Raw genomic sequence first — 26,103 nt, 5'->3', positions numbered from 1 at the left:
GGACGTGGTGCGGTCAGGGTAGCCACCGGCGGGCAAGTCGCAGGGACCCCTTTCCGGGTGCCGCGTTGCCCGGAACGTCCACAGCGGGCAGGATCGCGGCATGGCACTTGACGCGCGCGGTGGTCGGTCTCGACGGGACGTCAGCCGGCCGGGCCTGGTGCGCCGGCCCCGCGGCGGCGCACCGGCGGGCTCCGCCGACCAGGACCAGCCGGCACCGCTGGAGGAGCCGGCCACCATGCGCCTGGACGGCCGTGTCGCGCTGGTCACCGGCGCGGGCAGTCCGGACGGCATCGGGTACGCGACGGCGCGCCGCCTCGCCGACCTGGGCGCCCGGGTGGCGATCGTCTCCACCACCCGGCGGATCCACGACCGGGCCGGCGAGCTGGGCGTCACCGGCTTCGTCGCGGACCTCACCGACGAGTCCGAGGTGGGCGCGCTCGCCGACGCGGTGGCCGAGCAGCTCGGCGACGTCGAGGTGCTGGTCAACAATGCCGGCCTGGCGAGCCGGGCCAGCCCGGAGGTGCTGCGGCCGGTGGCCCAGCTGACCTACGACGAGTGGCGCGGCGAGATCGACCGCAACCTGACCACGGCGTTCCTGTGCAGCCGCGCGTTCATCAGCGGGATGGCCGAGCGGGGCTGGGGGCGGATCGTCAACCTGGCGGCCACCGCCGGGCCGGTCAACGCGCTGCCCACCGAGGCCGCCTACGCCGCGGCGAAGGCCGGTGTGGTCGGGCTGACCCGGGCGCTGGCCATGGAGATGATCGCCGACGGGGTGACCGTGAACGCGGTGGCGCCGGGCATCATCCACACCGCGGCGTCCACCATGGTCGAGATCAAGCAGGGCCTCGGCACCCCGGTCGGCCGCCCCGGCACGCCGGACGAGGTGGCCGCGGCCATCGCCTTCCTCTGCTCGCCGGCGGCCTCCTACATCACCGGGCAGATGCTGGTGGTCGACGGCGGCAACAGCGTCCGGGAGGCCGAGTTCCGCTGACCGTCAGCGGGTGCCGAGGGTCAGTAGGAGTTGCCGTTGTCCGAGTTGGCCCAGATGGCCAGGCCGATCCAGCCGCAGCAGACCAGCAGGCCGATCGCGGTGAAGATGTAGCTGAGGATCAGCCCCCAGGTGGCGAGCTGGTCGCCCTCCTCGCCGGTCCGCCGGATCTGCCGCTTGGCCAGGTGGCCGCAGACGATGCCGGCCGGGGCGAAGACGAAGGCGAAGACCAGCGACAGGATGGCGAGCACGTTCGGTCCGCCGCCGCGCGGCTGTGGGCCGGGGCCGGGCGGCCCGTACTGGCCGTACGGGGGTTGCGGGGCGTAGGGCGGCTGGCCGCCACCGGGCGGCTGGTGCCCCCAGTGCGGCTGCTGCTGCGGGTCCCCGTACGGCTGGCCGTAGGCCGGCGGCTCGTACGGCGACGGTGGCTGGTCGGGCTCACCGGGTGGTTGGCTCACGTCCCTCCTCGCCCCTTCGTCGCAGGTCGACGGCCTTCTCTCTTGCGGACGCTACCCGCAGCGGTGAACCTTTTCACAGCGGTTGTGTGGACTGGTCACCTTGGCTCCGCCGGTCCCGGGGCCGATACTGACCCAGCGTTCAGTTACCCACGAGTAATGCGCCGATCCCCCGGAGGCTGAGATGGCCCGACTCGCCCAGACGCCCGGCCTGACCGACGTGCAGCGGTCGATCCTGGAAACCGTCCGGGAGTTCGCCGACAAGGAGATCATCCCGCACGCCCAGCGGCTGGAGCACGCCGACGAGTACCCCACCGACATCCTCGACGGGATGCGCGAGATGGGGCTGTTCGGCCTGACCATCGACGAGGAGTACGGGGGTCTCGGCGAGTCCCTGCTGACCTACGCCCTCGTGGTCGAGGAGCTGTCCCGGGGCTGGATGTCGATCTCCGGCATCGTCAACACCCACTTCATCGTGGCGTACCTGATCTCGCAGCACGGCTCGGCCGACCAGAAGGCCCGGCTGCTGCCCCGGATGGCCACCGGCGAGGTGCGCGGCGCCTTCTCGATGTCGGAGCCCGAGTGCGGCTCCGACGTCTCGGCGATCAAGTCGAAGGCGGTCCGCGACGGCGACAACTACGTGCTCAACGGCCAGAAGATGTGGCTGACCAACGGCGCCTACTCCTCGGTGGTCGCCACCCTGGTCAAGACCGACACCGGGGCCGACTCGGTCTACGGCAACATGAGCACCTTCCTGCTGGAGAAGGAGCCCGGCTTCGGCGAGACCGCCCCCGGCCTGACCATCCCCGGCAAGATCGACAAGATGGGCTACAAGGGCGTCGAGACCACCGAGATGGTGCTCGACGGCGTCACCGTTCCCGCCTCGGCGGTGCTCGGCGGCGAGGAGAAGGTCGGCCGCGGCTTCTACCAGATGATGGACGGCATCGAGGTCGGCCGGGTCAACGTGGCGGCCCGCGCCTGCGGCATCTCGATCCGCGCGTTCGAGCTGGCCGTCGCGTACGCCCAACAGCGCCGCACCTTCGGCCAGCCCCTGGCCAGGCACCAGGCCGTCGCGTTCAAGCTCGCCGAGATGGGCACGAAGATCGAGGCCGCCCACGCCCTCATGGTCAACGCGGCCCGGCTCAAGGACGCCGGCCAGCGCAACGACGTCGAGGCCGGGATGGCCAAGCTGCTCGCCTCGGAGTACTGCGCCGAGGTCGTCCAGGAGGCGTTCCGCATCCACGGCGGCTACGGCTACTCCAAGGAGTACGAGATCGAGCGGCTCATGCGGGAAGCGCCCTTCCTGCTGATCGGCGAGGGCACCTCGGAGATCCAGAAGACGATCATCTCCCGCGGCCTGCTCAAGGAGTACAAGCTCTGAGCCGGTGCTGAGGGGCCCCTTCCGGACGCCTGGCGTAGCGGAAGGGGCCGCGCTCAACGCCGGAGTTGCGAGCCCGGGCTCCCGGGGGAGTCGCCCGCCGCCGCGCCCGTCGGGAGGAGGTGCCGGCGGGCACGGGCCACCAGGGCCTTCGGGTCGTCGGCGTACAGCCGGATCTCCCGGACCGGCTCGCTCGGTCCCTTCGGCAGGCGCACCGACAGCGGCTCCCGCAGCACCACGTCGATCGCGGTCTGGCTGCCGACGCCGAGGTTCAGCACCGCCGGGTCGTCCGGGTCGTACTGCACCGCGCGGCTGGACGGCAGCGACCGGTAGCGCGCCTCCATCCGGGCGACGGCGGCCCACGGGATCAGCACGTCGAGGGAGATGCCGTTGCGGATCCGCAGGCCGGTGTCGTCGACGACGTGCGGGTGGATCCGGAGGCTGGCGAGCAGGCCGACCATCCACAGCACGCCCCAGACGCCGAGCACGATGAACGCGTGCCGGACCGTCGGCCAGCCGACGGTGTGGCGGAGGATCAGGTCGAGGACCGGGATCTCGAGGGCCGACAGCGCGATGAACACGCCGAGGATCGGCTGCACCACGCCGGCGTAGGCGAACGTCTCCCCGCCCGGCGCCACCGGGTGGGGCCGCCGCAGGACCCACCGGGCCAGGCTGCGCCACATGCCCCACTCGTACGCGACCGCCCGGCGGGCCAGCCGGACCACGTCGATCTGTGCCATCCCCCGCCACCTTCCTTTTGCATTGCAGTTGCAACGTAAACGCTCGCGGGCGACGTGTCAATGCGATCGTATTGTGAAAGCATGGGGGAATGCCGAAGCGGGTCGACCACCGGGAGCGCCGGGCGCTGATCGCGGACGCGCTGATGCGGGTCGCGGCCGAGCAGGGTCTGGAGGCGGTCAGCCTCCGGCACGTGGCCGCCGCGGCCGGGGTCAGCGCCGGGATGGTGCAGCACTACTTCCGCACCCGGGACGAGATGATGACCTTCGCGCTCGCCGTGGTCCGGGAACGCAACGAGAGCCGGGTGACCCGGGCGATCGGGGCGCTCGGCGCGACGCCGGCACCCCGGACCCTGCTGCGGACCATGCTGGCCGAGCTGCTGCCCCTCGACGAGGAGCGCCGCGCCGACGGCCGGGTCGCGCTCGCGTTCCTGGCCTACACCGCCGTACGCCCCGCCGTCGCCGCCGCGCTGCACGACGAGACGGCCGCGCTGCTCGGGTTCGTCGCCGGCCAGATCCGGGCCGGAGCCCACCCCGGGGTGGACCCGGAGCGGGCCGCGGTCGGGTTGCTCGCCGTGCTGGAGGGCCTCGGCATCTACCTGCTCGGCGGGCACTACCCGCCGGAGACCGCGCTGGCCGCCCTCGACACCCAGCTCGACCTGCTCTTCGGCCCCGAGGCTGATCGTCCCCCGACCGGGGCCGACGCTAGCCGCGCCGCGACAGGCCCCCGGCGGCCCGCTCGATGATGAGGCAGCGGTCCTCGACGTAGTCGATCCCCGCCTCCTCGGCGATCCGCCGCGCCTCGGCCGAGAAGATCCCGAGCTGCAACCAGACCGCCGGCGCGCCGATCGCCACGGCCTGCCGGACCACCTCGACGGCGTCACGGGCCGGGCGGAACACGTCGACCAGGTCGACCGGGTGCGGGATGTCGGCCAGCGACGGGTACGCCTTCTCGCCGAACAGCTCGTCCACGGTCGGGTTCACCGGGATGATCCGCCAACCGTGCCGCTGCATCTCCAGCGGCACGCGGTGCGCGGCCTTGCTCGGGTCGCGGGACGCGCCCACGACGGCGATCACGGCGGAGTCGGCGAGGATCTGCTGGGCGGAACGCATCAGCCGAGCCTAGCCCCGCCGGCGGCGGACGGCCGCGCTCCCGGTCACAGCAGGGACAGCTGCTCGGCCGCCGGGGCGGGCGGCTCGGGCAGCTGCCGGTTGTCGCCGACCTCGCCCCGGTGCAGCCCGTGCCGGCGGGCCGCCATCCGCACCCGCGCGGTCACCTCCCGCTGGTAGGCCTGCGGCGCGTACGCCCCGGCCTGGTAGAGCTGCCGGTAGCGGGGGACCAGGTGCGGGAACTCGCGGGCCAGCCAGCGCGCGTACCACTCGCGGGCGCCGGGGCGCAGGTGCAGCGGCAGCGGGGTGACGCTGGTGGCCCCGGACGCGGCGACCGCGGCGACCGTCGCGTCGATCGACTCGTCGTCGTCGCTGAGCCCCGGCAGGATCGGCGCCATGAGCACCCCGACGGAGAAGCCGGCGTCGGTGAGCCGGCGGACGGCGTCGAGGCGGCGACGCGGGCTCGGCGTGCCCGGCTCGACGGCCCGCCACAGCGCCTCGTCCACGAACCCCACCGAGTAGGACAACCCGACCCGGGTCACCTCGGCGGCCTGGCGCAGCAGCGGCAGGTCCCGCAGCAGCAGGGTGCCCTTGGTCAGGATGGAGAACGGGTTGGCGAAGTCGCGCAGCGCCGCGAGGATCTGCGGCATGAGCTCGTAGCGCCCCTCGGCCCGCTGGTAGCAGTCCACGTTGGTGCCCATGGCGATGTGCGCACCGCGCCACTTCGGCGCGGCCAGCTCACGGCGGACCAACTCGCCGGCGTTGACCTTGACGATCACCTTCCGGTCGAAGTCCGCGCCGGCGTCGAGGTCGAGGTAGGTGTGCGTGTTGCGGGCGAAGCAGTTGTGGCTGACCACCCCGTTGGCGATGAAGTCACCGGTGCCGGTGGTGATGTCCCAGAGCGGAAGCTCCAGCCCGAGATCCTCGATGCTCGCCACCCGCAGCCGGGCCCGGCACTTGAGCGCCATGCCCTCGATCGAACGCTTGCGGGTGACCGCCGGGTCGGTCAGGTGGAAGAAGCGCAGCCGCTCCGGCAGGCCACCGGTCAGCCGGAGCTGGCGGGCCCGGTTGAGGTTGCCCGGGTCGTCGAGCGCCCACCGGAAGCCGAACCGGTCCAGGGCGGTGGCCGCCCGGCGCAGGCCCCCGTCGTCGCCCACCGTGATCCGGAACACGCCCCGCCGGCAACTGCCGGCGGCGTCGAAGGTGCCGGCCAGGAAGCCCAGCCACCAGTCGTCGGTCGGCTCGTCGTCGGGACGGATCAGCCCGGCGACCGCCTCGGCGTCGCCGGGACGGGCGGTGCGGATCGGGGTCGTCGACCGGCGGGCGGCGCGGACCGGCGGGCCGGCCACCCGCTCCGCGCCGATCCCGGCGTCGGCGAGGAACCGCTCCGCGCGCTCCAGCGCCTCCTCGTCGGCCGTGGCCAGCCGGAAGCGGCTGCCCGGATGGTCGGCGTCGCGCACCAGCGCGCAGAGGTAGCCCCGCCGGTAGTCGGCCGAGCGCTTCGGGGCGGAGGCGAACCCGCCCGTGCCGAGCAGGCGGTTGCGGGTGGTCAGGTAGGGCCGCCGGCCGCCACCCCGCATGCTGCCGGTCACGTGCTTCCAGCCGCGCTCGGTGAGGAACCGGTGGTCGCCGCTGGCGACCAGCGTGGTGCCGTCCTCCAGCGTCACCCGGTGGGCCCGCTTCACCGTCGACCACTTGGCCCGCACGGTGGTGACCACGTAGTGCCGGTAGGCGCCCCGCCGCTCGGTGCCGTAGATCCGGTCGCCGACCGCCAGCTCGCTAATCGGCTTCGTGCGCCCGTCGGCCATGAGGATCGGTGTTTCACCAGCGACGCAGTACACACACGCGTGGGAGCAGCCGCGGTAGGGGTTGATCGTCCACTCGAACGGGACGCGGGACTGGCCCGGCACCCGATTGATGATCGACTTGGCCCGCACCTCGTAGAAGGTCATGCCGGCGAAGCCGGGGGTGTCGAACGTGCGGGCGATCGCGCCGGGGAGCGCCAGCGGCAGGGGTGGAGCCGCCGGCGCTGCCCCGTCGGGAGTCCCCTCGTCCGGGGGAGCGGAGAGGTTGTCCCAGCGCATGTGCTTCATTCGAACACGCGTACGAACGAAGCGCAAGTGACCCGCCGGACACCGGCCACCGGAGTGGGCACGGCGGGGTGCAGGATGGGGGCATGGAGACGTCGACCTTCGTCTACGACGGCGACTGCGCGTTCTGCACCAAGTGCGCGCGGATCATCGAGCGGTGGATCCCGACCCGCGCCCGGGTGCTGCCCTGGCAGTTCGCCGACCTCGACGCGCTCGGCCTGACCGTCGCCGAGTGCGACGAGGCGGTGCAGTGGGTCGGCGCGGACGGCGTACGCGCCGCGGGCCCGGACGCCATCGCCCGGCTGCTCGGCGACAGCAACCCGCTCTGGCGGACCGCCGGGGCCGGTCTCCGGTTCCCCCCGGTACGCGCCGCCGCCTGGCCCGCGTACCGCTGGGTGGCCCGCAACCGCCACCGCCTGCCCGGCGGCACCGCGGCCTGCGCGGTCCCGTCCGCCGCCCGCGACTGAGGCGCCGACCCGCCGGTCAGTCCCGCAGGCCCGCGCAGGCGGCACCGTCGATGGTGCACGCCGTGGGCGTGGCGCTGATCGCCGCGCCGGTCACCCGGAACGTGACGCGCACCGTGCCGCCGCCCGGCACCCGGCCGGTGTCCCCGTCCGGCACGAACGTCCACGTCGCGCCGTCCCGGCTGGCCCGGGCCCCGGTGACGGAGGTGACCCGGAGCGAGTCGCGGGGCAGCACGACCACGAGGGTCCAGGCCGGTGCCGGCTCCGTACCCGGATTGTCGATCGTCACCGCGGCGCCGTAGCTGAGCAGGGCGTTGTCCTCGACGGCGAAGGCGGCTCCCAGCGGGACGGGTGGCGGTGGCGCCGGGGTGGTCGGCGACGGCGCCCCGGCCGAGGGCCGTGCGGCCGGCGGGACGGGGGCCCCGGGTGCCGCCGTGGTCACCGGCGGTGTGGACGTCCGCGGGGTGGCGTCGTTTGGCTCCGGCCGCTCCTCCGGCGTCCCGGTCGCCACCGGGCCGGTCGCCGGCACGCTGCCGGCCGGCCCGACGGCCACCGGGCTCAGCCGCTCCGGCGTGCGCAGCACCGTGACGATCGAGTACGCCGTCGCCAGCAGCACCCCCAGCGAGGCGGCGATCGCCACGAACGCGAGTCGCGAGCCGTCACGCCGGCCGACGAGAGCGCGACGCACGGCACCGACCGCGGCGACGAGCCCGTCCAACAGGATGAGCGGCAGGGTCCGCCGTGGCGGGGACGGTGGTGCCGGCACTGGGCCTTCCCCCTTCAGGTCGTCCATCGGGCCGGAGGCCGCGGTCTCCGGGCCCGGCGGTCTCCGCCGTCACAGCGTGCGGAGGCCGTCGAGCAGCGCCTCGAGCAGCTCCCTGGACGGCGCCCCGGACAGTGACGGTGGCTCGTGCGTCTCGACCAGGCCCGCCTCCAGCAGATCGCCGAGCAGTACCCGGACGGTACCCAACGGCAGCTCCAGGTCGGCAGCGACCTCCGCCACCGACAGTGGACGGTGGCACCGCTCGATTATGCGGGCCTGTTCGGGAAACAGCTGTGCGGAGGCAGGGGCCATCCGCCGGGCCACCACGAGGGAGATCAGATCGAGCTGACCGTGGTCGGACGTGAGACGGCCGCGCGTCACCGTGTACGGCCGGGCCACCGGCCCGGCGTCCTCGTCGTACCAGGCCTCGTCATGGTCTCCAGTGGTGCGCACCGCTGATCCCGCCTGTCACCGTCGGCGCCGGTTCGAGGTAGACGGGCAGGGCCCGCTCGGCCTGCGCCGCGAACAGCGCCACCTCGTACGCCATGTCGCCGACGTCGGCGTCACCACCCATCCGGACGGTGAGGATCGCTCCGCCCCGGGTGGTGGCGACGAACACGAACGAGCGCGCCATCTGCACGACGACCTGCCGCAGCCCGCCGGCCACGCACACCCGGCCGGCGGCCTGTCCCAACGCGTACAGCCCGCTGACCAGGCTGGCGACCTGCTCGGCGAGCTGGTCCTCGACGTGCCGGGACCGGCCGAGCAGCAGCCCGTCGGGGGAGAGCACCACGGCGACCTCGGCCCCCGGAACCCGGTCGACCAGCCCGTCCAGGGCGGCGGCCAGGCTGTCGGTGGCGACCGCTGAATGCGTCATCTAGGTCCTCTCCCGCTGTTGCGGAGCGTTGTCTCGGAGGGTGTCGGGGTCGGTGGGTGCGGGCCGGACCGCCCCGGACCGGCGGATCCGGGTGGGCAGCGCACCGCCGGGGACCGTCGCGGCCGGCGGATGCGGGGTCGGAGCCGGCGCCGGCCCGGCCGCACCGCCGCCGGCCGCCGGGCCGCCAGAGGGCGGGGTTGCGGCGACCAGACCGGGCGGCAGCAGGACCACGGCGGCGGTTCCGCCGCGCGGGCCGGGCCGCAGCGACAGCCGGGCGCCGCACCGGGCGGCGAGGAGGGCGGCGACGTGCAGCCCGGCGCGTTCGCAGGGCGGGCCGTCCGGTGGTGGAGCGCCCAGGATCCGGTTCGCCTCGGCCAGCGCGGCGGCGTCCAGGCCGGGTCCGTCGTCGAGGATCACCACGGCGCAGCCCTGCGGCACCGGCTCGACGGCGACCCGGACGGTGGTGTGCTCCGGGGAGCAGGCCAACCCGTTCTCGAGGAGCTCGGCCAGCAGGTGGACGACGTCGGTGACGCCGGAACCGGCGAGCGTCCACGGCCAGTGCGGCGCGACCAGGACGCGGTGGTAGTCCGGCACCTCGGCGACCGCCCCGCGCACCACGTCGAGCAGCGGCACCGGCCGACGCCAGCGGCGGGCCGGCTCCGCGCCGGCGAGGATCACCAGCTTCTCCACGTTGCGCCGGATCCGGGTGGCGAGGTGGTCGAGCCGGAACAGGTCGGCCGTCTCCTCCGCCGTCCGGTCCCGCCGTTCCATCGCGCCCAGCAGGTCGAGCTGCTCGCGCAGGAGGGCCTGGTTGCGCCGGGTCAGCCGCAGGAACAGCTCGCCCGTGGCGGTCACCGCCGGCGCAGAACCGGCGTCGCCCGGGGTGCCCGCCCGGGGGCCGGTTGCCGGGCGGTCCGGCCCGTCGGTCGGGCGGCGGACGGTACGGGCCGAGCCGACCAGCACGACGAGCACGGCGATGAGCCCGAGCCCCACCACCAGGCCGGTCCGGGTGACCACCAGCGCGGCGCCCGGCGCGGCCCGTTCGACGCTGCTCCGGGCCGCGGCGGTCACCAGGTCCCGCAGCCCGCTCAGGGCCGGGTCGGCGGCCTCCCGCCAGCTCCGCGTGCTGACCCCGGTCGTGCCACCGGCGTCCGCGGCCCGGAGCAGCCGTTCCTCCAGCCGCAGCAGGCCGGCGAACCGGGGGCCCTCCACCAGCCGCCGGTGCTGGTCCCGTCCGCCGGCCGGCAGCGCGGCGGCGGCCGTCGTCCGGGCGTACCGCTGAACGGTCACCAGCTCGGCCAGGCGGCGCCGGTCGTCGTCGCCGATCGCGCCGCCGGCCAGGGCGGCGGTCACCAGTGTGTCCTCGCGGGCGAGCAGCTCGCGGGCCCGGGCCAGCGCGACGACGGCCCGGGTCTCGGCGGCCAGTCCGTCCTCGTGGCCGCCCCACTCCGGGCCGTACACCGCGAAGGCGGCGTCGACCAGCCGGTCGTACGCGGCGACCGCGCTGGGCCGGTCGAGCCGCCCGCCGTCCACCTCGGACCGCAGGGTGGCCAGCCCGGTCAACTGCCGGACCAGTTCGGCGGCCCGGTCCCGCACCGCGCCCGCCGTGAGCAGGCGCGGGTCGTGGCCCCCGGTGAACGCGCGCACCGGGGCGACGGCGCCGTCCGTCCGGTCCCGCGCCTCGGCCAGGGCGGCCCGCGTCCGCCCGGCGCCCGCGATCGTCTCGGCGGTCAGCCGGCGTTCGAGCTGGAGGTCGAGGATCAGCAGGTCGGTGGGCTGGCCGAGGGTGTCCGCCAGGGCCCGGACCCGCACGAGGCCGGCGGCGTCGCGGCCGGTCAGCACGGCCGCGTACGCCCAGAGGGTCAGCAGCACGGCGGCCAGCGCGCCGAGCTTCAGGCGGGTCCGCCGGTCACCGGCCCGGGGCGGCCCGGCCGGCCGGCTCACCGCGGGTCCCGTTCCGGCCACGGCTGCCGGCCGGCGCTCGACCGGTCCGTCACCACGGTGCGCAGCAGGGCCAGCAGCTCGGCCCGGTTGGCGCAGTTGAGCCGGGACCGCATCCGTGCCACGTGGTGCTCCACCGTCTTCGCCGAGATGAAGAGCCGGTCGCCGATCTCCCGGTAGGTCAGGCCGGCCAGCACCAGCTCGGCCACCTCGTGCTCCCGGTCGCTGAGCCGGTACCGGGTGGGGCCGGCGTCGGCCACCGGCGTCGCGCCGTCACCCGCGCCGTCCGCGCGGGCGGGCGACCGGGCCTGGAGCACCCGGGCGCACTCCAGCAGGGTGGTCATGGCACGCCGGTCCGAGGTGCGGATCGCGGCCTGCCCGGCGAGGCGGGCCGCGTCCCAGCACAGCCCGGCGTCGTGCAGCCCACGGGCGGCGGCCTCCACCCGGACCGGGTCCACGACGCCGCGCAGCACCTCGACCCAGACCGTGGCGGCACCGGCGGCCACGGCGGCGTACCGGCTGTGGTCGGCGGCGGCGAGCAGGGCGGCGACGTGCGCGTCGGCGACCGCCGGCTCCTCGGTGAGGATGGCGGCGTGCAGTCCGGTCCAGTGCAGCGGCGCGCTCCACAGCGCCGGGCCGCCGAGCCGGTCCAGCAGCAGCCACCCCTCGCGCAGGTGGGGCTCCAACCGGGCCAGGTCGCCCAGCCGGGCGCCGGCCACCGCCAGCTCGCCCAGCGGCAGCAGCGTGAACAGGTCCACCGGGTGCCGGACCACGGCCTCCAGCGCCGGGCCCCACCCGCGCTGCAGCCCCGCGACGTCGCTGTTGCGCCGGGCGATGCCGAGTCGGAGCGCACTGGTCAGGAGCAGGTCGCGCGACTCCAGCACCCGGTCACCGGCGGTCACCGCGGCGAGGCGGTCGGCCGCGGCGGCCGTCTGGCCGCGCACCATCAGGATCCAGGCCTGCAGCAACCGGTGCCGGTGGGCCATCAGCGGCCCACCGATTCCGGTCGTCACGGCCCGCTCCAGCACCCCCTCGGCGATGTCCAGCTCGGCACAGTGGATCGCGGTCAACGCGGCGAGCGCGGCCGGGCTGTCCGGCAGGAGCACCCGGCGCCCGTCCGGCTCCAGCAGCGCGGTGGCCTGCACCAGCCGGGACAGGGCGCTGGTCGGCGGGGCGGTGAGGCTCTCGCGTACCCCCTCGGCCATCAGCCGCGCGGCGCTGGCGTGCAGGGTCGGCGGCCCGCCGGCCGGGTCGTCGGGCAGGTCGACGCCCGCGGCCGGGCGGCCGAGAGCGAGCGCCCCGACGGTGGCGAACGCCGCGGACGGTGCGAGGCCGGACCACCGGTACAGCTCGACGCTGCGCTCCACCTGGCCCCGGTGCGCCAGCGCCGTCGCGGCCACCGTGGCCGCCTCCGCCCGCACGGCCGGCGGGGCCGTCGCGAGCAGCCGGTTCGCCAGCCGCAGCGCGGCCTCCAGGTCGCCGGCGAGCGCCGCGGCGACGGCCTGGCGGGCGCCGGCCGGCAGCCCTCCGGCGGTGGCCGCCGCGAACAGCTCGGCGGAGAGCGCCGGCTCACCGCCCAGCGCCTCTTCGGCCGCTGCCTCCAGCGCCGCGGCCGGGCAGTCGTCGAGGGCGCCGGCCGCCCGCAACGACCGGACCAGCGGGAGCACCGCCGCACCACGACCGAGCTGCACCTCGGTGAGGCGGCGCCAGATCGCGGTGCGTTCGGTGGCCGGGCTGAGCGCGACCACCGCCCGCCGCACGATCGGCGCGAGCCGGCCGTCCGCGCCGAGCAGGCCCGCCGCCCTGGTGTACGCCACCAGCTCGTCCACCGAGGCCGGCTCCCGGTCGAGCAGCGGGCCGAGCAGGTCCACAGGCAGCGGGACGCCCGCGGCGACGGCCAGCAGCAGCCGCCGGACGTCCTGCGGCAGCTCCTCCAGGTCCGGCCCGAACGCGAGGAGGGCCGCCCGCGGCGGCTCGACCGGAAGGCCGGGCGGGCTCTCCGACCCGCCCAGCCCACGGGCCAGCCGCTCGACGTCCCGCGGCACGCCACCGGTCTGCGCGTGCACGAACGCGGCCAGCTCGCCTTCCCGGCCGAGGTCGGGTACGCCGGTGAGGTAGTCGCGGGTCTGCTCGACGGTGAACGGGTCGAGCGCGACCTGCTGCCCGTCCCGTTTCAGCGCCTCGGCCAGCCCGGCCAGGCCCGCCGGCCGGGGCCACGGGCGGTAACCGACCAGCAGCCGGTGCCGGCCGCCGACCACCAGCCGGCGCAGCGTCTCGAGGCGCGCGGCGTCCAGCAGGTGCGCGTCGTCGACGAGCAGCACGGCCTCGGGGTCGACCGGGTGGTCCGGGCCCGGAGCGCCTTCCCGCACCGTGCCGCCCGCGTCGAGGTGCGCCCGCGCCAGCGCCCGGAGCAGGGCGGTCTTGCCGTGACCGCCGGGGCCCGTCACGCCGACGGCGAGGGGGCGCCCGGGATCCGCCGCGACCGCTCCGAGTAGCGCGGTCGGCGCGGTGCCCAGCACGAGCCGGGCGTCGGAGACGGTACTCATGATCATGTCGGTCATCCTTCGCGGTCCCGGACGCGGCCGCGGGCCAGCGCCAGGCGGGACGCCTTCGGCAGGTTCAGCGGCGTGATCCGGACCGGGGGGCGGGCCGGGGGCTCGCCGTGGCGGGGGTGGTCGGGTTCGGCGTGCTGCCACGCCGGAACGGCCGGCGCGGCGGCACCGACCGAGGCGGCGGCGGGGGCGGGGGCCGGCGCCGGGCGGCGCGGGCGCGGTGACACCACCTGACAGGCGGCCAGCGCCGCCCCGGTGGCGGCGGTCAGCTGCGGGTCCGGCTCCACCTCGACGGGGACGGGAAACGCCGCGGCGAGCAGCTCGGTGACCAGCGGGATCCGGGCCGAGCCGCCGGTCAGGAGGACGCCGTCGAGCTGCGCCGGTGTCAGGCCGGCGGAGTGCACGGTCTGCGCCAGCAGGTCGACCGTGGCGCGCACCGCGGGGCGGATCAGATCCTCGAACTGCGCCCGGGTCACGGGCACCCGAACCGGGCCGCTCGGCAGGGTGAGCAGGACGTCGGTCTCCGTGGCGATGGTCAGCTCCCGCTTGACGCGGTCGCACTCCGCCAGCAACCCGTGCAGGGCCGGGTGCGCCTCCCCGCCGGCGAGCTCACGGCCGAGCGCGGCGCGTACGTGCTCGGCGAGCGCCTCGTCGAAGTCGCTGCCGCCGAGCCACTCGAGACCCTGCGGCAGGCCGAACGTCTCGTACCTGCCCCGCGCGTTGCGGCGGACCAGTGCCGCCTCGAACGTGTTGCCGCCCAGGGCGTAGACCGCGGCCGTGGTGCCCGGGAAGCCCCGCGCCGCATGGCTTTCGGCCACCGTGACCGTGCGCGGAAGCAGGGTGACGTTCCGCAGGTCCACGGCCCACAGCGCGCGGTGCAGCAGGTCGCGCCGGTGCGGGCCCCACCCGGCCGGATGGCTCAGCACGACGGCCTCGGCGAACCCGCCCTCGTGGGTGGAGACCCGGTGCACCACCCACGCCGCCAGCTCGGCGACCAGTGTCTCCGGTGGACACGGCTCGCCGCCGAGCAGGAGGGGCACGTCGTCACCGACCCGGCGGACGAAGTCCCGGGTGGTGCCGCCGCGGTCGTCGGTCGCCGGGTCGCCCACCCGGAGCGCCCCGTCGGGCGCCAGGTGCAGCACCGACGGTACGACGGCCGACCGGCCACCCAGCGTGACGACCTCGGGTCGGGCCCAGGCGTCGCCCCGCCGCCTCGCGACGGTGGCGGCCGTGCCGGTGTTCCCGATGTCCAACCCCAGGACGTACGGCATTCGTTCTTCCTCCACGGCGAGTGGCCTGGGGACGGTGTCGGCACCGTGGCGACCCACCCCCGGCGAACCCCGTGGGCTCCTACGTTCGTACCAGAGATCGCCTCCGACCCGGTACCCTAACTCCGGCCGGCCCGGCTCCCCCTGTCCCCCTAACGCATGAGGGGGCGAGGGCCCTAATCGGCGGGGGCGGGTTGCGGGTCGCGCCCCGATGACGACCGGCGACCCCCGGCCCTAGCGTCACTGTCGCGGCACGACGGTGCTGACGCTACGTTCGAGGAGAAGCCCCCATGGATTCGCACCAGACCCTGCACGACTTCGTGCTCAACCTGCTCACCGACCCCGACGCGCGGTCGGCCTTCGACCTCGACCCGGAGGGCGCGCTGCAGGCGGCGGGGCTCACCGACGTCACCGCCGCCGACGTGCAGGACGTCGTCCCGCTGGTGGTCGACTACGCCCCCGGCGCGGCGGGGCTCGCCCCGGTGGCCCCGGTGGTCGGGCAGCTCGGGCTCGACCCGCTCACGAGCGACGTCACCGACGTGGTCGGCCAGGTCCAGGCGGTGCCGCACCAGATCGGCGTGAGCAGCTCCCACAGCGGTGTGGACGTGTCGGCCGGCGCGCTGGGCGCCATCGCGGTCGACCCGGCCGGCCTGTACGCCGGCGCGTCCCTGGTCCCGGGCATCGGCCTGGGCGTCGGGCCGGGCGGGCTCGGCACCGACCTGACCGCGGTGCACGACGTGGCGGACACCCTCGACTCGGACGTGGTGGGCACGGTGGACACCGCCGTCGACCCGGTCGTCGGCGACGTCACCGGGGCGGTCGGCGACCCGCTCGGCACCGCGGCCGGCACCGACCTGCTGCACGACGGCGGGGTGCTCGGCGGCGACCTGGGCGCCCTCTCCGGCACGCAGGCCCAGGTCCACGGCATCGTCGGTTCGCTCGGCGTCGACCAGACCCTCGGCGGGCTCGGCCTGGGCGACGGCACCGGCGCGGTCCCGCCGGTGCACATTCCGTCCACGGTCGACGGTGTGACGCACCAGGTGGACAGCACGCTCTCCGGCGTGACCGGCACGGTCAGCGGCGTGACGGGCACCGTCGGCGGCCTGACCGGCGGGCTCACCGGCGACACCGGGTCGCACGACGCGGCGGTCCACGGCGACGTGCACGCCTCGTCCGACGGCGGCCTGCTGGGCGGGCTGCTCTGACGGAAAGCTCCGGCAGGAGCGGGAGGCAGGATCCGGTCTCCCGCTCCGCTCCCGTTCACGACCCTCTTGATAATTGAGCCGAAATGCGCACACTTGGTGCGTGATCGCGGGGATCTGGCTGGATGTGCTCGATGAGATCGCCCGTACGTGCGGCGCACACGGGCGAGGCGACCTGCTCCAGACGGTGCGGCAGAAGCGGGTGCAACTGCTGGACCCCCGGCTGCGCGTGCTGGTCATCGGTGAGTCGCAGCAGGGCAAGAGCCAGCTGATCAACGCCATCGTCAACGCGCCGGCCTGCCCGGTCGGCGACGGCCGGACCACCGTGCTGCCGACCGTGGTGCAGCACGCGGAGGTCCCGTCGGCCGCCGTGGTCCAGGCGCCGCCTCCCTCCCCGGGCCGGCCCGCCGGCGCGGTGCTCCCGGTGACCGGCGAGCGGACCCCGGTGCCGCTGGACCAGGTCGCCGCCGGGGTCGCCGGCACGTTCGGCCGCCGGCCGGGCGGCGGCCCCGCGTACGTCGAGATCGGACTGCCGCGCGCGCTGCTCGGCTCCGGGCTGGTGCTGGTGGACACCCCGGGCACGGAGGAGGCGGCCGCCCTGGGCGCCGCCGGTCCGGCCGCCGCACCGGCGTGGGCGGACACCGTGCTGCTCGTCTCCGACTCCACCCGGGAACTCTCGGCCGGCGAGCTGACCATGCTGCTGCACGTCGCGCGGTCGCACCCGAACGTCGTGCTGGTGCAGACCAAGACGGATCTCGTGCCGGACTGGCGCGCGGTCGCCGAGCGGAACCGGCAGCACCTCGCCGAGGCCGGCGTGCCCGCACCGGTCATCCCGGTCTCGGCGGCCCTGCGGCTGCGCGCCGCCGCCGGCGACGACCGGGAGCTGAACGCCGAGTCCGGTTTCCCCGTGTTGATCGGCAGGTTGCAGCGGGACCTCGCCGGCAAGTCCGACCGCCTGGCCCGGGCCGCGGTCGGTGTGATCGCCCGGACCGTGGTGGAACAGCTGGCCGCGCCGTTGCGCGCCGAGCTGGAGAGTCAGGAGGTCGAGGAGCAGTCCGGTCCCATCTCCCGGCTGCACGCGGCGCAGCGCGAGGTCGACGAGCTGCGGCGCTGCTCCACGAGGTGGCAGAACTCGCTCGCCGACGAGATGGCCGACCTGCTGTCCGACATCGAGTACGACCTGCGCGACCGGACGCGGCAGATCCTGCGCGAGGTCGACGACGCGTTCGACAGCGCCGACCCGCTGGTCAGCTGGGACGCGTTCCAGGAATGGCTGGAGCGCAGCCTGTCCGAGGCGGCGGAGGCCAACCACGAGTGGCTGGTCCGGCGCTGCGACTGGGCCGCGCGGCGGGTGGCCGACAACTTCGCCCGGTACGGCGGCGACCTGCTGCCGCCCTGGTCGATGACGACGCCCCCGGACCCCGGCAACGGCCTGCCCGAGCTGGAACGGCCCGCCGTCGACCGGTTCACCACGAGCCAGAAGCTGATCAGCGGCATGCGAGGCTCGTACGGGGGTCTGTTGATGGTCGGGCTGGCGACGACGCTGGCCGGCATGCCCATGATCAACCCGCTGTCGGTGGGGGTCGGCGCGCTGTTCGGCGGGAAGAGCATCCGCGACGAGAGCAAGCAGCTGCTCCGCCGCCGCCAGGCGGTGGTCAAGACGGCGATCCAGCGGCACGTCGACGACTTCTTCGTCCGGGTCACCAAGGAGCGCCGGGACGGCGTCCGGCAGGTGCAGCGGATGCTGCGGGACCACTTCACGGGGCTGACCGAGGAACTCCAGGAGGCCATCGTCCGGTCGTTCCGCAGCGCCAAGCAGGCCGCCGACACCGACGCGGCCGTCCGTGACCAGCGGCAGCGGGAGATCCGGGTCAAGATGACCCGGCTGGCCGGGCTCTTCGAGCAGGCCCAGCAGTTGACCGGCGCCCGCACCGCCCCGGCGCCGCTGGAGCCCCGGCCGTGACGGTCGGGCTGCGGCTGGACGAGGCGGTCTGGGGGCTGCTGCACCAGGCGCTCCAGCACTACCGGGACAACCCCCGGGCGACGGACCACCTGCGGCACCAGCTGGCCCGGCTGGAACAGCCGCTGCGGATCGCGATCGCCGGCCCGTGGCGGTCCGGCAAGTCGACACTGCTGAACGCGATCATGGGCGAGGAGGTCGCGCCGGTCGACGGGGTGGACGGCAGCACCGTCTTCACCTGGTACGAGGACGGCCCCCAGCCGAGCGCCACCGCGTACGCGAACGGGCAGCCGCCGCAGGAGCTGGCGATCGCGAAGTCGGCGACCGGGATGCGGGTGGACCTCGTCGGCTGGCGGGCGGGCGAGCTGCGCGACATCGTGGTGCAGTGGCCGACCCGGACGCTGCGCCAGGTCACCCTCATCGACACGCCGGCCACCGGCCGCGACGAGCAGGGCCGGGCGCCGGTGATGGAGCGGGTGCTGCGGGACGCGGACGCGGTGCTGTTCCTGACCCGGGACGGCCGCGACAGCGACCTGCGGGTGCTGGAGACCAGCCGGGAGAGCGCGGTCGGGCAGGCCGCCGCGGTGCACGTGATCATGGTGCTGTCGCGGGTGGACGAGACCGGCGGTGGACGGATCGACGGCCTGCTCACCGCCCGCCGGCTCGCCCGGCGCCAGCACCGGGACCCCCGGGTGAACGAGCTCAGCGTGCACGTCGTCCCGTGCAGCGGCCTGCTCGGCCTGGCCGGCCGGATCCTCAGCGAGTCGGACTACGCCGACCTCGCGGCGCTGGCCCGGGTGCCCCGGCCGGAGCTGGAGACGCACCTGCTGTCGGCCGACCGGTTCCTCCGCGGCGACCTGCCCGTCCGGCTCGACACCGGCGTACGGGCCGGACTGCTGGACCGGCTCGGGCTCTTCGGGATCCGGCTGGCGACCACGCTGGTCCGCACCGGCTGCGACACCCGGGCGAAGCTGTCCGCCGAGCTGATCCGGCGCAGCGGCCTGACCGAGCTGCGCGAGTCGATGGCCCGTTTCCTCGTCGACCGGCGGGACACGCTCAAGGCGCGCTCGGCCCTGGCGGCCGTCGAGGCGCTGCTGCGGGCCGAGCCCGGCCCGGGGACGGACGAGCTGCTGGGCCGGGTCGAACAGATCCTTGTCGGGGCGCACGAGTTCCGCGAGCTGCGCCTGCTCGCCGCGCTGCGGACCAGCCGGCTCGGCTTCGACCCCGAGTTGGCCGCGGAGGCGGCGCGCCTGGTCGGCGGCGACGGGGTCGGCCTGGCGGCCCGGCTCGGCGTGGAGCACGACGCGACGGTGCACCGGCTCTGGGACGTCGCCTCGGAGGCCCAGTGGCGGTGGCGTAACCGCGCGGAGGATCCGCTGCTACGCCTGGCCCAGCGGCGCGGCGCCCAGGTCGTCGTGCGCAGTTGTGAGGGGATGCTCGCCGAGCTGGCCGAGGGGGGCCGGTGACCGGCGCCGGCGCAGCCAGGCGATCGGGCGGACCTTCTCCAGGGGCAGGAAGCTGGTCATGGCCACCAGGTGCGGCGCGAACGAGATGGTGATCGTCGCGATGGTCACCACGTGGAACGAGTAGAAGAAGCCGACCATGGCCAGCCGCCACCGCTCGGGCAGCAGGAAGACCAGCGGGCTGAACAGCTCGAAGGCCAGGATGCCGAACTGGGCGACGATCAGCAGGTGCGGCACCTGGGCGATCACGTCGGCCAGGTCGGTGCCCCGCCGGATGATCGCGCGGGCCAGCACCGAGCCGGTGGCCCAGTCCAGGCCGCCGAAGCGGAACTTGGCCCAGGCGGCCAGGAAGTAGGTGCAGATGACCGCGATCTGCGTGACCCGCAGCGCCCAGCCGCCCGCCTCGGTGCGGGTGGGGTCGCCGTGCCGGGCCCGCCCGGCGGTGGGCAGCACGGCCAGCGCGACGAGCAGCCCGACCCGGTCGTGGTCGACCTTGCCGTAGCTCATCGCGACGATCATCCACTCGAAGTAGAGGGCGAAGACCGTCCAGCCGAGCAGCCGGGGCGCCCGGCCGGTGGCGGCGAGCAGGGAGACCGCCAGCAGCACCCAGAAGACCACGCCGACCAGAGCCGGGGTGGGGGTGGGCAGCGGGAGCAGCCGGCCGATGAGCAGCGGCTGGTAGAGGTCGCCGGGCACGTCGACCCGGGTGCGTACCCAGGGGGTGAAGACCACCAGATCGGCGGCGACGAAGAGGTAGATGAGGGTGCGGAAGGCGGCCACCCGGCCACGCGGGACCGCCTCGGTCAGCCAGCCGGTCACGGGGCGGTCTCCCAGCGGACGGCGGTGCGGTCGGTCCAGCGGCCGGTCGGCCGGCCGCCCTGGATGTCGTACCAGCGGACCACGATGCGGACCTCGACCAGCGCGGGGGCGCCTGGGTGGCGCTCGGCGTACGCCTCGGCGACCTGGCGCAGCAGGCTCGGGTCGGCGGCGTACCGGTCCTGCTGGCCCTCGATCTCGGCCCGCCGGATGCCGGTGTCGTCCTGGCCGAGCGGCACCACGGCCCCACTGCCGTCGACGCCCTCGACGCGGGTGTCGGGGGCGGGCGCGTCGGGCGGGTCGGATGTCGAGTACATCCGGAACGGCCCGAACGGGAAGTCGTCGTCGGTGCCGCGCACGGTGCCGAGGAGGAGCAGCGCCAGCCCGAGCAGAGTGGCGCCCAGCCGGACGGCACGCCCGCGGGTGGTCAAGGTCTCCATCGGCTGGTGACGATACGGGAGAAACATGTCCGGAAGGCGTCGGTCTGTCGGCCATTCCTGGCTGCCCGTGTCGCTCTTTCCAGGCGGTCCGACGGCCGCCCCGGACGACACCGGCCGGGCCCCCGTGTGGGGGCCCGGCCGGTGTGTCGGAGCCGGTCGCCGACTCAGTGCTCGCCGCCGGTCAGTGCTTGTGGCCGTGCTCGGCGAGCTTCTTGCGCACGTCGTCCATGTCGAGCTGCTGGACCTGCTCGATCAGGTTCTCCAGCGCCGACTCCGGCAGCGCGCCCGGCTGGGCGTAGACGATCACGCCGTCGCGGATCGCCATCACCGTCGGGATGGAGCTGATGTTGAACTTCGCACCCAGCTCCTGCTGCGCCTCGGTGTCGACCTTGCCGAAGACGATGTCCGAGTGCTTCTCGGACGAGCGCTCGTAGACGGGCGCGAAGCGCTTGCACGGGCCGCACCAGTCCGCCCAGAAGTCGAGCAGGACGATGCCGTCGCGTTCGGTCACCTCGTCGAAGTTGGCCGTGGTCAGCTCAACCGTTGCCATTGCACTCTCCGATCAGCGCGTATTTCCTACGTCCCGTGAAACCAGGGTGAATGCCTCCGCATTCCCGTGACGTGCGCGACGAAACGCTGCGCAGCGCTCCGGTGACGGAGGGGTGCATCGAGCGAGGTCTGTCTTCCCCCGCCCTGCGGAACGCAAGTGCACGACGCATTTGCGTGACGGGACGTGATGGGAGCGTTTCCACGGCGATTGCGGGCGCTTCGCGCTACGAATCGGTAACTTGACGCTTGACAAGCGGGGATCCCGGCCGCGGAGATCGCTTGTGGAGTGATCACGTGTCACTGAACGTAGTGTTACGAAAAGATAAATGTGAGGTCCGTCTCTATCGTCACCGTACCGGCGTACGGCAGAATCTGTCGCATCAGAGCGTGGGCGGCGGGTGCCGGGGAGGGCCCCGCCGCTCATTGCGTCTCCCCCCGGGTCGGTCCGGGTGTGACTTTTCCGCACCGCCCGCGCCCCGCCCACCGCCTTAACAAGCGGTAAGGCATGCTGTGCCGAACTCCATCGCCGCCCGTCGAAGGGGACAAGGATGCAGTTCGGCCGCTACTACGAGGAGTTCGAGGTCGGCGCCGTCTACCGGCACTGGCCGGGCAAGACCGTCACCGAGTACGACGACCACCTCTTCTGCCTGCTCACCATGAACCACCACCCGCTCCACATGGACGCCCACTACGCCGAGTCGGCGAGCCAGTTCAAGCGCAACGTGGTGGTCGGCAACTACATCTACTCGCTGCTGCTCGGCATGTCGGTGCCCGACGTCAGCGGCAAGGCGATCGCCAACCTGGAGATCGAGTCGCTGCGGCACGTCGCACCGACCTTCCACGGCGACACCATCTACGGCGAGACCACGGTGCTGGACAAGCGGGAGTCCTCCTCCAAGCCGGACCGCGGCGTGGTCGCGGTGGAGACCCGGGGCTACAACCAGGACGGCACGCTGGTCTGCGTGTTCCGCCGCAAGGTCATGGTCCCCAAGAAGGAGTACGCGGCCGCCGCCCTGCCCGAGGGCGTCGACCCCGAGCGGCCCAGCTTCCCCGAGCCGCGCTGACCCCTCCCCGTACGCCCGGAAGGGCCCCTTCGCCGATCCGTGGGGAAGGGGCCCTTTTCCCGTTCCGGGGCATATGCTGACGCCGGAGGTCACCATGAGCCACTCCGTCGCCGGAGAGCCGCCCTCTGCCGGCCGCCGTGCCGCACCGCTGACCACCGCCGTCTACTCCGCGGCCGAGTGGGACCTGCTGACCGACCTGCCGGGCCGGGTCCTCGTCGCCGCCGCCGCGCCCGGTCCGGGCCGTCCGCCGCGCGGTGTCGCCGCCGGGCTCGCCGGGCTGGACGCGGTGGCCGCCGGCCGGGCCTTCGACAGCGACCTGATCCGGGCCGTGGTCGCCGCGATCTACGCCCGCCACGACGGCGCCGCCGACCGGGACGAGCGTCTCACCGACCTGGTCGACCTGCTCGCCGCCGCCCGGGCCGCGGTGCGGGTGCTGCGCCGGCGCGCGGACCCCGCCGACTCGGCCGCGTACCGGCAGTGGGTGGAGTCGGTGGCGGCCCGCGTCTGCCGGGCCGGCGAGGCCGTCCCGAGCCCCGCCGACCGGCGCTTCCTCGACCGGCTCGCCGGGGCGCTGGACCTGCGCTGACCCGCCGGCCCGTGGGGGCCGTCCCGCCGGTCGGGCCGTACCCTCTGCAGACCGTGACCGACGACCAGCTCGACGTGGGCGTGGGGCCGTGGCCCGGCGACCCGCCGGACGACCCGCGCTACGACCCGGAACTGCTCGCCCAGGGCGACCGGCGCAACGTCGTGGACCGGTACCGCTACTGGCGGCGCGAGGCCGTGGTGGCCGATCTGGACCGCCGCCGGCACGACTTCCATGTGGCCGTCGAGAACTGGCAGCACGACTTCAACATCGGCACGGTGGTCCGCAACGCCAACGCCTTCCTCGCCGCCGAGGTGCACATCGTCGGGCGGCGGCGCTGGAACCGGCGGGGCGCCATGGTGACCGACCGCTACCAGCACGTCCGGCACCATCCGACGATCGAGGAGTTCGTGGCCTGGGCGGCGGGGGAGCGGCTGCCGGTGGTCGGCATCGACAACCTGCCCGGCTCGAAGCCCCTGGAGACCAGCACGCTTCCGCGCCGCTGCGTGCTGCTCTTCGGCCAGGAGGGGCCGGGGCTCTCCGAGGTGGCCCGGGCCGCCTGCGACCAGCTCTTCTCGATCGCCCAGTACGGCTCGACCCGCTCCGTCAACGCCGGGGTGGCCAGCGGGATCGCCATGCACGCCTGGGTCCGCGCGTACGCCGGGCCGCCACCGGAGTGACCGATCCGGCCGCTCCGCTTGACGCCCCGCCGGTCGGGGGCGACGGTGAAGGTGTGAGTGTCGCGGTGAGTTGCCCCAGGTGCGCGGGCCCGGTCCGGGAGCCGGACCTGATGCACGGCGAATACCGATGCCTGCGCTGCGGTCCCGTGCCGCCGCTGCACGTCCCGGAACACATCGGCGCCGAGATCATGGCGAGCGTGGTGGAGCGGGTGGCCGCGGACACCGGTCCGGCCGAGCGGCCGGGGATGCCGCTGTGGTGCCCGTGGCCGTTGCCCACCGGGTGGACGCTGACCGGGGTGGCCTGGGCGGGGGACGAGCGGTCCGGGATCCGCGCCACGGCGGTGGCCTGCGCCGGGCCGGCTCCGCTCGACGGTGGACCGGCGGACCTGCTCTTCGTCGCCGAGGAGCCGGGTGTCGGCCTGGGCTCCCGCCTCGCCGGCCTGCCCGGCCCCGACCCGGGGCCCGAGATGGCGGAGGCGCTCACCGATCCCGGCCCTGGTCACCCCGAGCGGGTGCCGCACGCCAAGATCCGGGTGGGCGGCCATCCCACTCCACTGTGGCTCGTGAATTCCCCGACCGATCGAAGCGCGTACGCCGGCGAGGCTCGGGGAATGTGGCTCCATGCGATAGCCTGGCCGGCGAGTGCGGGTCACCTCCTCGCGGAAGAAGTCGTGCTGCACGACCTCACCGAGTGGACACCGCCCGAACTCGTGTACGGCGCACCATCTCCGTACCTGCACGGGCGGGCCTGACCGGCCGGCACCGGCGAGTCGGAGAACAGACGCAGATATTCACTCTACGACACCATACTGATACTCTGGGTGCCGCTGCGGTAAACGGACCCGGCTCCGCGCGAGAGGATGGCCCGCTATGGTCAAGAAGGTCCTCACCTGGGCCGGCCTCGCATTCTTGATCTTCTTCATCGCCTACCGGCCGAACTCCGCTGCCGACGTGTTCAAGTCCCTGGGCGGCGGCATCATGGACATCGCGCAGGGCTTCGGCGACTTCTTCACCAACCTGGTCGCCTAGCCGCCCATGGGAAGCCCCTCCGGTCCACCCTTCGACCCGGACGACCCCGATCGGGAGCGCCGGGAGCGCGACACCGAGCCGATCCCGCGGATCGACCCCGACGACGGCCCGGGCTTCGGCTCCGGTTCCGGCTACGGCGGCGGCCCGTCCCTTTCGGACGACGCCGCCTTCGGTGACGGCCCGGGCTACGCCGGGGAGGGGCGGTCCGGGCGCGCCTGGATCCGCGACCCCGAGGCCGGCTACCAGGACCCGCAGATCTCCGAGGAGGAGCTGGCCGGGCTGCGCGCCGACGCCGCCGGCATGGCCCCGCGCCGGGTCCTGCCCATGGAGGACGAGCCGAGCGCGCTGGCGGCCCGCTACCTCTTCCCGACCGAGCGTTTCCGGGGCGAGTGGAAGCGGCACTGGGTCCACCTCTCCACGCCGATCATCGTGGGCATCGCGGCGACCTTCGTGCTCGGCTACCTCTCCGGTTTCCTCGCCGGGCGCGACGTCGGTGCGCTGACCACCGTCGCGGTGCTGCTCTGGTTCGGTGTGATGGGCTGGGTCGCCTGGCGGGTCGCCGACTGGTGGTACGACCGCTTCATCCTCACCAACAAGCGGGTCATGGTGGTCAACGGGATCATCACCCGCCGGGTGGCGATGATGCCGCTGGTCCGGGTCACCGACATGAAGTACGAGCAGACCCCGAGCGGGCGCGCGCTCAACTACGGCACCTTCGTGCTGGAGTCGGCCGGCCAGGAGCAGGCGCTCCGGGAGATCAAGAACCTGCCCAACCCGAACGAGCTCTACCTGCGCGTCGTGGAGGAGATGTACGAGCCGCAGGCCGTCGAGGCGCGGATCGGCAAGGAGCAGGACGAGGCGAAGGCCGACGACGGCGCCTGAAGGTTTCTGTCCGAACATCGGAGGAACTGCGCACCTTTTGCCGTCGACCCATTCCGCCCTACCGTGAAAGCCTGCCAGGCAGGACGGGCTGTGGAGGTGGGCGTGGCGAGCAGGGATCCGCTGGAGGAGGAGTTCCGCGACTTCGTCGCGGCCCGCTCCGGTGCCCTGCTGCGCACCGCCTACCTGCTGGCCGGCGACTGGGCGACGGCCGAGGACCTGCTCCAGACCGCGTTGACCAAGACCTACCTGGCGTGGAAGCGGCTCGGCGGGATCGACGCCCTCGAGCCGTACGCCCGCCGGGTCCTGGTCAACACCTCGACGAGCTGGTGGCGCCGGCGCTGGCACGGGGAACGCCCGACCGAGGTGCTGCCCGAACGGGCCGGGGTCGACGAGATCGAGCAGCAGCTCGACCGGGACGCGCTGTGGCGGCACCTCCAGGCGCTCCCCGCCCGGCAGCGGGCCGTGCTGGTGCTCCGCTTCTATGAGGACATGTCCGAGGCGCAGACCGCCGCCCTGCTGGAGATCTCCCCGGGCACCGTGAAGAGCCAGACCTCCCGGGCGCTGAACACCCTGCGTCGCCGGCTCGGCTCCGAGGCCGCCCTCGGCCTGCCTTCCGCGCCGGAGGAGACGCCGGCGCCGCCCGCGCCGCGTACCCCGCCACGGGTGGTCCGGCAGCCCGCCCCGCCGCAGCCCGCCCCGCCGCCCGCCCCGGCGGTCCGGCCGACCGTGCGACCCGCCGCGTCCGTCCCGGTGGAATCCCGATGAGCCGCACGCCGGACTCCTGCGACAACCGGACGGGCCGCCCGGAGCGT

General features: G+C 74.5%; 27 protein-coding genes. 14 read left to right on the top strand and 13 right to left on the bottom strand.

Going from position 1 to position 26,103, the window contains the following annotated elements; genetic code table 11:
* The first annotated feature begins 100 nt into the window (after positions 1-100).
* Positions 101-991, top strand: coding sequence for an SDR family NAD(P)-dependent oxidoreductase (locus NFX44_RS30065; protein ID WP_151463936.1), 891 nt, complete (start codon positions 101-103; stop codon positions 989-991).
* A 20-nt stretch (positions 992-1,011) separates the two neighbouring features.
* On the opposite strand, the gene NFX44_RS30060 is transcribed toward NFX44_RS30065, so the two are convergent.
* Positions 1,012-1,446 carry a DUF4190 domain-containing protein gene (locus tag NFX44_RS30060; RefSeq protein WP_262286969.1) on the bottom strand — a complete coding sequence of 145 codons (435 nt, stop codon included), beginning with the start codon at positions 1,444-1,446 and terminating at the stop codon, positions 1,012-1,014.
* Between the two features lie 181 nt (positions 1,447-1,627).
* Between NFX44_RS30060 and NFX44_RS30055 the strand changes: the two genes are divergently transcribed.
* Positions 1,628-2,824, top strand: a complete 1,197-nt coding sequence (locus NFX44_RS30055) for an acyl-CoA dehydrogenase family protein (RefSeq protein WP_262286968.1) — start codon at positions 1,628-1,630, stop codon at positions 2,822-2,824.
* A 53-nt stretch (positions 2,825-2,877) separates the two neighbouring features.
* Here the strand turns inward: NFX44_RS30055 and NFX44_RS30050 are convergent, their stop codons facing one another.
* On the bottom strand, positions 2,878-3,561 hold the full coding sequence (locus tag NFX44_RS30050; RefSeq protein WP_262286967.1) for a hypothetical protein: 684 nt from the start codon (positions 3,559-3,561) through the stop codon (positions 2,878-2,880).
* 89 nt (positions 3,562-3,650) lie between these two features.
* Here NFX44_RS30050 and NFX44_RS30045 point away from each other — a divergent pair, with 89 nt between their 5' ends.
* On the top strand, positions 3,651-4,304 hold the full coding sequence (locus NFX44_RS30045) for a TetR/AcrR family transcriptional regulator (protein ID WP_262286966.1): 654 nt from the start codon (positions 3,651-3,653) through the stop codon (positions 4,302-4,304).
* On the opposite strand, the gene NFX44_RS30040 is transcribed toward NFX44_RS30045, so the two are convergent.
* Both NFX44_RS30040 and NFX44_RS30035 read right to left on the bottom strand, forming a co-directional pair.
* On the bottom strand, positions 4,264-4,671 hold the full coding sequence (locus NFX44_RS30040; RefSeq protein WP_262286965.1) for a CoA-binding protein: 408 nt from the start codon (positions 4,669-4,671) through the stop codon (positions 4,264-4,266). The genes NFX44_RS30045 and NFX44_RS30040 overlap by 41 nt on opposite strands.
* A gap of 44 nt (positions 4,672-4,715) precedes the next feature.
* Positions 4,716-6,752 carry an intein-containing Rv2578c family radical SAM protein gene (locus NFX44_RS30035; protein ID WP_262287030.1) on the bottom strand — a complete coding sequence of 679 codons (2,037 nt, stop codon included), beginning with the start codon at positions 6,750-6,752 and terminating at the stop codon, positions 4,716-4,718.
* A gap of 92 nt (positions 6,753-6,844) precedes the next feature.
* Between NFX44_RS30035 and NFX44_RS30030 the strand changes: the two genes are divergently transcribed.
* Positions 6,845-7,225: a thiol-disulfide oxidoreductase DCC family protein gene (locus NFX44_RS30030; RefSeq protein ID WP_262286964.1), complete on the top strand. Its 381-nt coding sequence runs from the start codon at positions 6,845-6,847 to the stop codon at positions 7,223-7,225.
* A gap of 16 nt (positions 7,226-7,241) precedes the next feature.
* Here NFX44_RS30030 and NFX44_RS30025 read toward each other — a convergent pair whose 3' ends face one another.
* The 6 genes from NFX44_RS30025 to NFX44_RS30000 form a co-directional block, all read right to left on the bottom strand.
* The gene (locus NFX44_RS30025) at positions 7,242-7,988 is read right to left on the bottom strand and encodes a cellulose-binding domain-containing protein (RefSeq protein WP_262286963.1); all 747 of its coding nucleotides are present in this window, start codon (positions 7,986-7,988) and stop codon (positions 7,242-7,244) included.
* A gap of 69 nt (positions 7,989-8,057) precedes the next feature.
* The gene (locus NFX44_RS30020; protein ID WP_262286962.1) at positions 8,058-8,438 is read right to left on the bottom strand and encodes a DUF742 domain-containing protein; all 381 of its coding nucleotides are present in this window, start codon (positions 8,436-8,438) and stop codon (positions 8,058-8,060) included.
* The gene (locus NFX44_RS30015) at positions 8,416-8,862 is read right to left on the bottom strand and encodes a roadblock/LC7 domain-containing protein (RefSeq protein WP_262286961.1); all 447 of its coding nucleotides are present in this window, start codon (positions 8,860-8,862) and stop codon (positions 8,416-8,418) included. Before NFX44_RS30015 ends, NFX44_RS30020 begins: the two co-directional genes overlap by 23 nt.
* Positions 8,863-10,806 carry an ATP-binding protein gene (locus tag NFX44_RS30010; protein WP_262286960.1) on the bottom strand — a complete coding sequence of 648 codons (1,944 nt, stop codon included), beginning with the start codon at positions 10,804-10,806 and terminating at the stop codon, positions 8,863-8,865.
* Positions 10,803-13,355: a LuxR C-terminal-related transcriptional regulator gene (locus NFX44_RS30005; RefSeq protein WP_262286959.1), complete on the bottom strand. Its 2,553-nt coding sequence runs from the start codon at positions 13,353-13,355 to the stop codon at positions 10,803-10,805. The genes NFX44_RS30010 and NFX44_RS30005 overlap by 4 nt, the downstream gene beginning before the upstream one ends.
* A gap of 5 nt (positions 13,356-13,360) precedes the next feature.
* Positions 13,361-14,626, bottom strand: a complete 1,266-nt coding sequence (locus NFX44_RS30000) for an Hsp70 family protein (RefSeq protein ID WP_262286958.1) — start codon at positions 14,624-14,626, stop codon at positions 13,361-13,363.
* A gap of 287 nt (positions 14,627-14,913) precedes the next feature.
* Between NFX44_RS30000 and NFX44_RS29995 the strand changes: the two genes are divergently transcribed.
* The 3 genes from NFX44_RS29995 (at position 14,914) to NFX44_RS29985 (ending at position 19,251) form a co-directional block, all read left to right on the top strand.
* A complete protein-coding gene (locus NFX44_RS29995) occupies positions 14,914-15,828 on the top strand; it encodes an IniB N-terminal domain-containing protein (RefSeq protein ID WP_262286957.1) in 915 nt (304 codons plus the stop codon).
* 100 nt (positions 15,829-15,928) lie between these two features.
* Positions 15,929-17,788 (top strand): dynamin family protein, encoded by a 1,860-nt coding sequence (locus tag NFX44_RS29990; protein ID WP_262286956.1) that lies wholly within the window; start codon positions 15,929-15,931, stop codon positions 17,786-17,788.
* Entirely contained in the window at positions 17,785-19,251 is a 1,467-nt protein-coding gene (locus tag NFX44_RS29985; RefSeq protein ID WP_262286955.1) for a dynamin family protein, read from the top strand. Before NFX44_RS29990 ends, NFX44_RS29985 begins: the two co-directional genes overlap by 4 nt.
* On the opposite strand, the gene NFX44_RS29980 is transcribed toward NFX44_RS29985, so the two are convergent.
* From NFX44_RS29980 to trxA, 3 genes are all read right to left on the bottom strand, one after another.
* On the bottom strand, positions 19,165-20,067 hold the full coding sequence (locus tag NFX44_RS29980; RefSeq protein ID WP_262286954.1) for an MFS transporter permease: 903 nt from the start codon (positions 20,065-20,067) through the stop codon (positions 19,165-19,167). The two genes, NFX44_RS29985 and NFX44_RS29980, sit on opposite strands and share 87 nt — an antisense overlap.
* Entirely contained in the window at positions 20,064-20,504 is a 441-nt protein-coding gene (locus NFX44_RS29975) for a hypothetical protein (protein ID WP_262286953.1), read from the bottom strand. Before NFX44_RS29975 ends, NFX44_RS29980 begins: the two co-directional genes overlap by 4 nt.
* 181 nt (positions 20,505-20,685) lie before the next feature.
* Positions 20,686-21,054: a thioredoxin gene (gene trxA / locus NFX44_RS29970; RefSeq protein ID WP_262286952.1), complete on the bottom strand. Its 369-nt coding sequence runs from the start codon at positions 21,052-21,054 to the stop codon at positions 20,686-20,688.
* A 547-nt stretch (positions 21,055-21,601) separates the two neighbouring features.
* Between trxA and NFX44_RS29965 the strand changes: the two genes are divergently transcribed.
* The 7 genes from NFX44_RS29965 to NFX44_RS29935 all read left to right on the top strand — a co-directional run bounded on the left by NFX44_RS29965 (position 21,602) and on the right by NFX44_RS29935 (position 26,056).
* Positions 21,602-22,117, top strand: coding sequence for a MaoC family dehydratase (locus NFX44_RS29965; protein WP_091314480.1), 516 nt, complete (start codon positions 21,602-21,604; stop codon positions 22,115-22,117).
* Positions 22,118-22,211: 94 nt separating this feature from the next.
* Positions 22,212-22,703 carry a hypothetical protein gene (locus NFX44_RS29960; protein ID WP_262286951.1) on the top strand — a complete coding sequence of 164 codons (492 nt, stop codon included), beginning with the start codon at positions 22,212-22,214 and terminating at the stop codon, positions 22,701-22,703.
* Between the two features lie 53 nt (positions 22,704-22,756).
* Positions 22,757-23,380 carry an RNA methyltransferase gene (locus NFX44_RS29955; protein ID WP_262286950.1) on the top strand — a complete coding sequence of 208 codons (624 nt, stop codon included), beginning with the start codon at positions 22,757-22,759 and terminating at the stop codon, positions 23,378-23,380.
* Between the two features lie 65 nt (positions 23,381-23,445).
* Positions 23,446-24,132: a TFIIB-type zinc ribbon-containing protein gene (locus NFX44_RS29950; RefSeq protein ID WP_315974654.1), complete on the top strand. Its 687-nt coding sequence runs from the start codon at positions 23,446-23,448 to the stop codon at positions 24,130-24,132.
* 118 nt (positions 24,133-24,250) lie between these two features.
* Positions 24,251-24,409, top strand: coding sequence for a hypothetical protein (locus NFX44_RS29945; RefSeq protein ID WP_167544553.1), 159 nt, complete (start codon positions 24,251-24,253; stop codon positions 24,407-24,409).
* A 6-nt stretch (positions 24,410-24,415) separates the two neighbouring features.
* Positions 24,416-25,291 (top strand): PH domain-containing protein, encoded by an 876-nt coding sequence (locus NFX44_RS29940; RefSeq protein WP_262286949.1) that lies wholly within the window; start codon positions 24,416-24,418, stop codon positions 25,289-25,291.
* Positions 25,292-25,393: 102 nt separating this feature from the next.
* A complete protein-coding gene (locus NFX44_RS29935) occupies positions 25,394-26,056 on the top strand; it encodes a SigE family RNA polymerase sigma factor (RefSeq protein WP_262286948.1) in 663 nt (220 codons plus the stop codon).
* Positions 26,057-26,103: the final 47 nt, after the last annotated feature.

This window comes from Micromonospora sp. MA102, assembly GCF_025460765.1.
Classification (GTDB): domain Bacteria; phylum Actinomycetota; class Actinomycetes; order Mycobacteriales; family Micromonosporaceae; genus Micromonospora; species Micromonospora halotolerans.
Note: the sequence above shows the minus strand (reverse complement) of the source record. Positions and strands in the feature narration are given on the sequence as shown.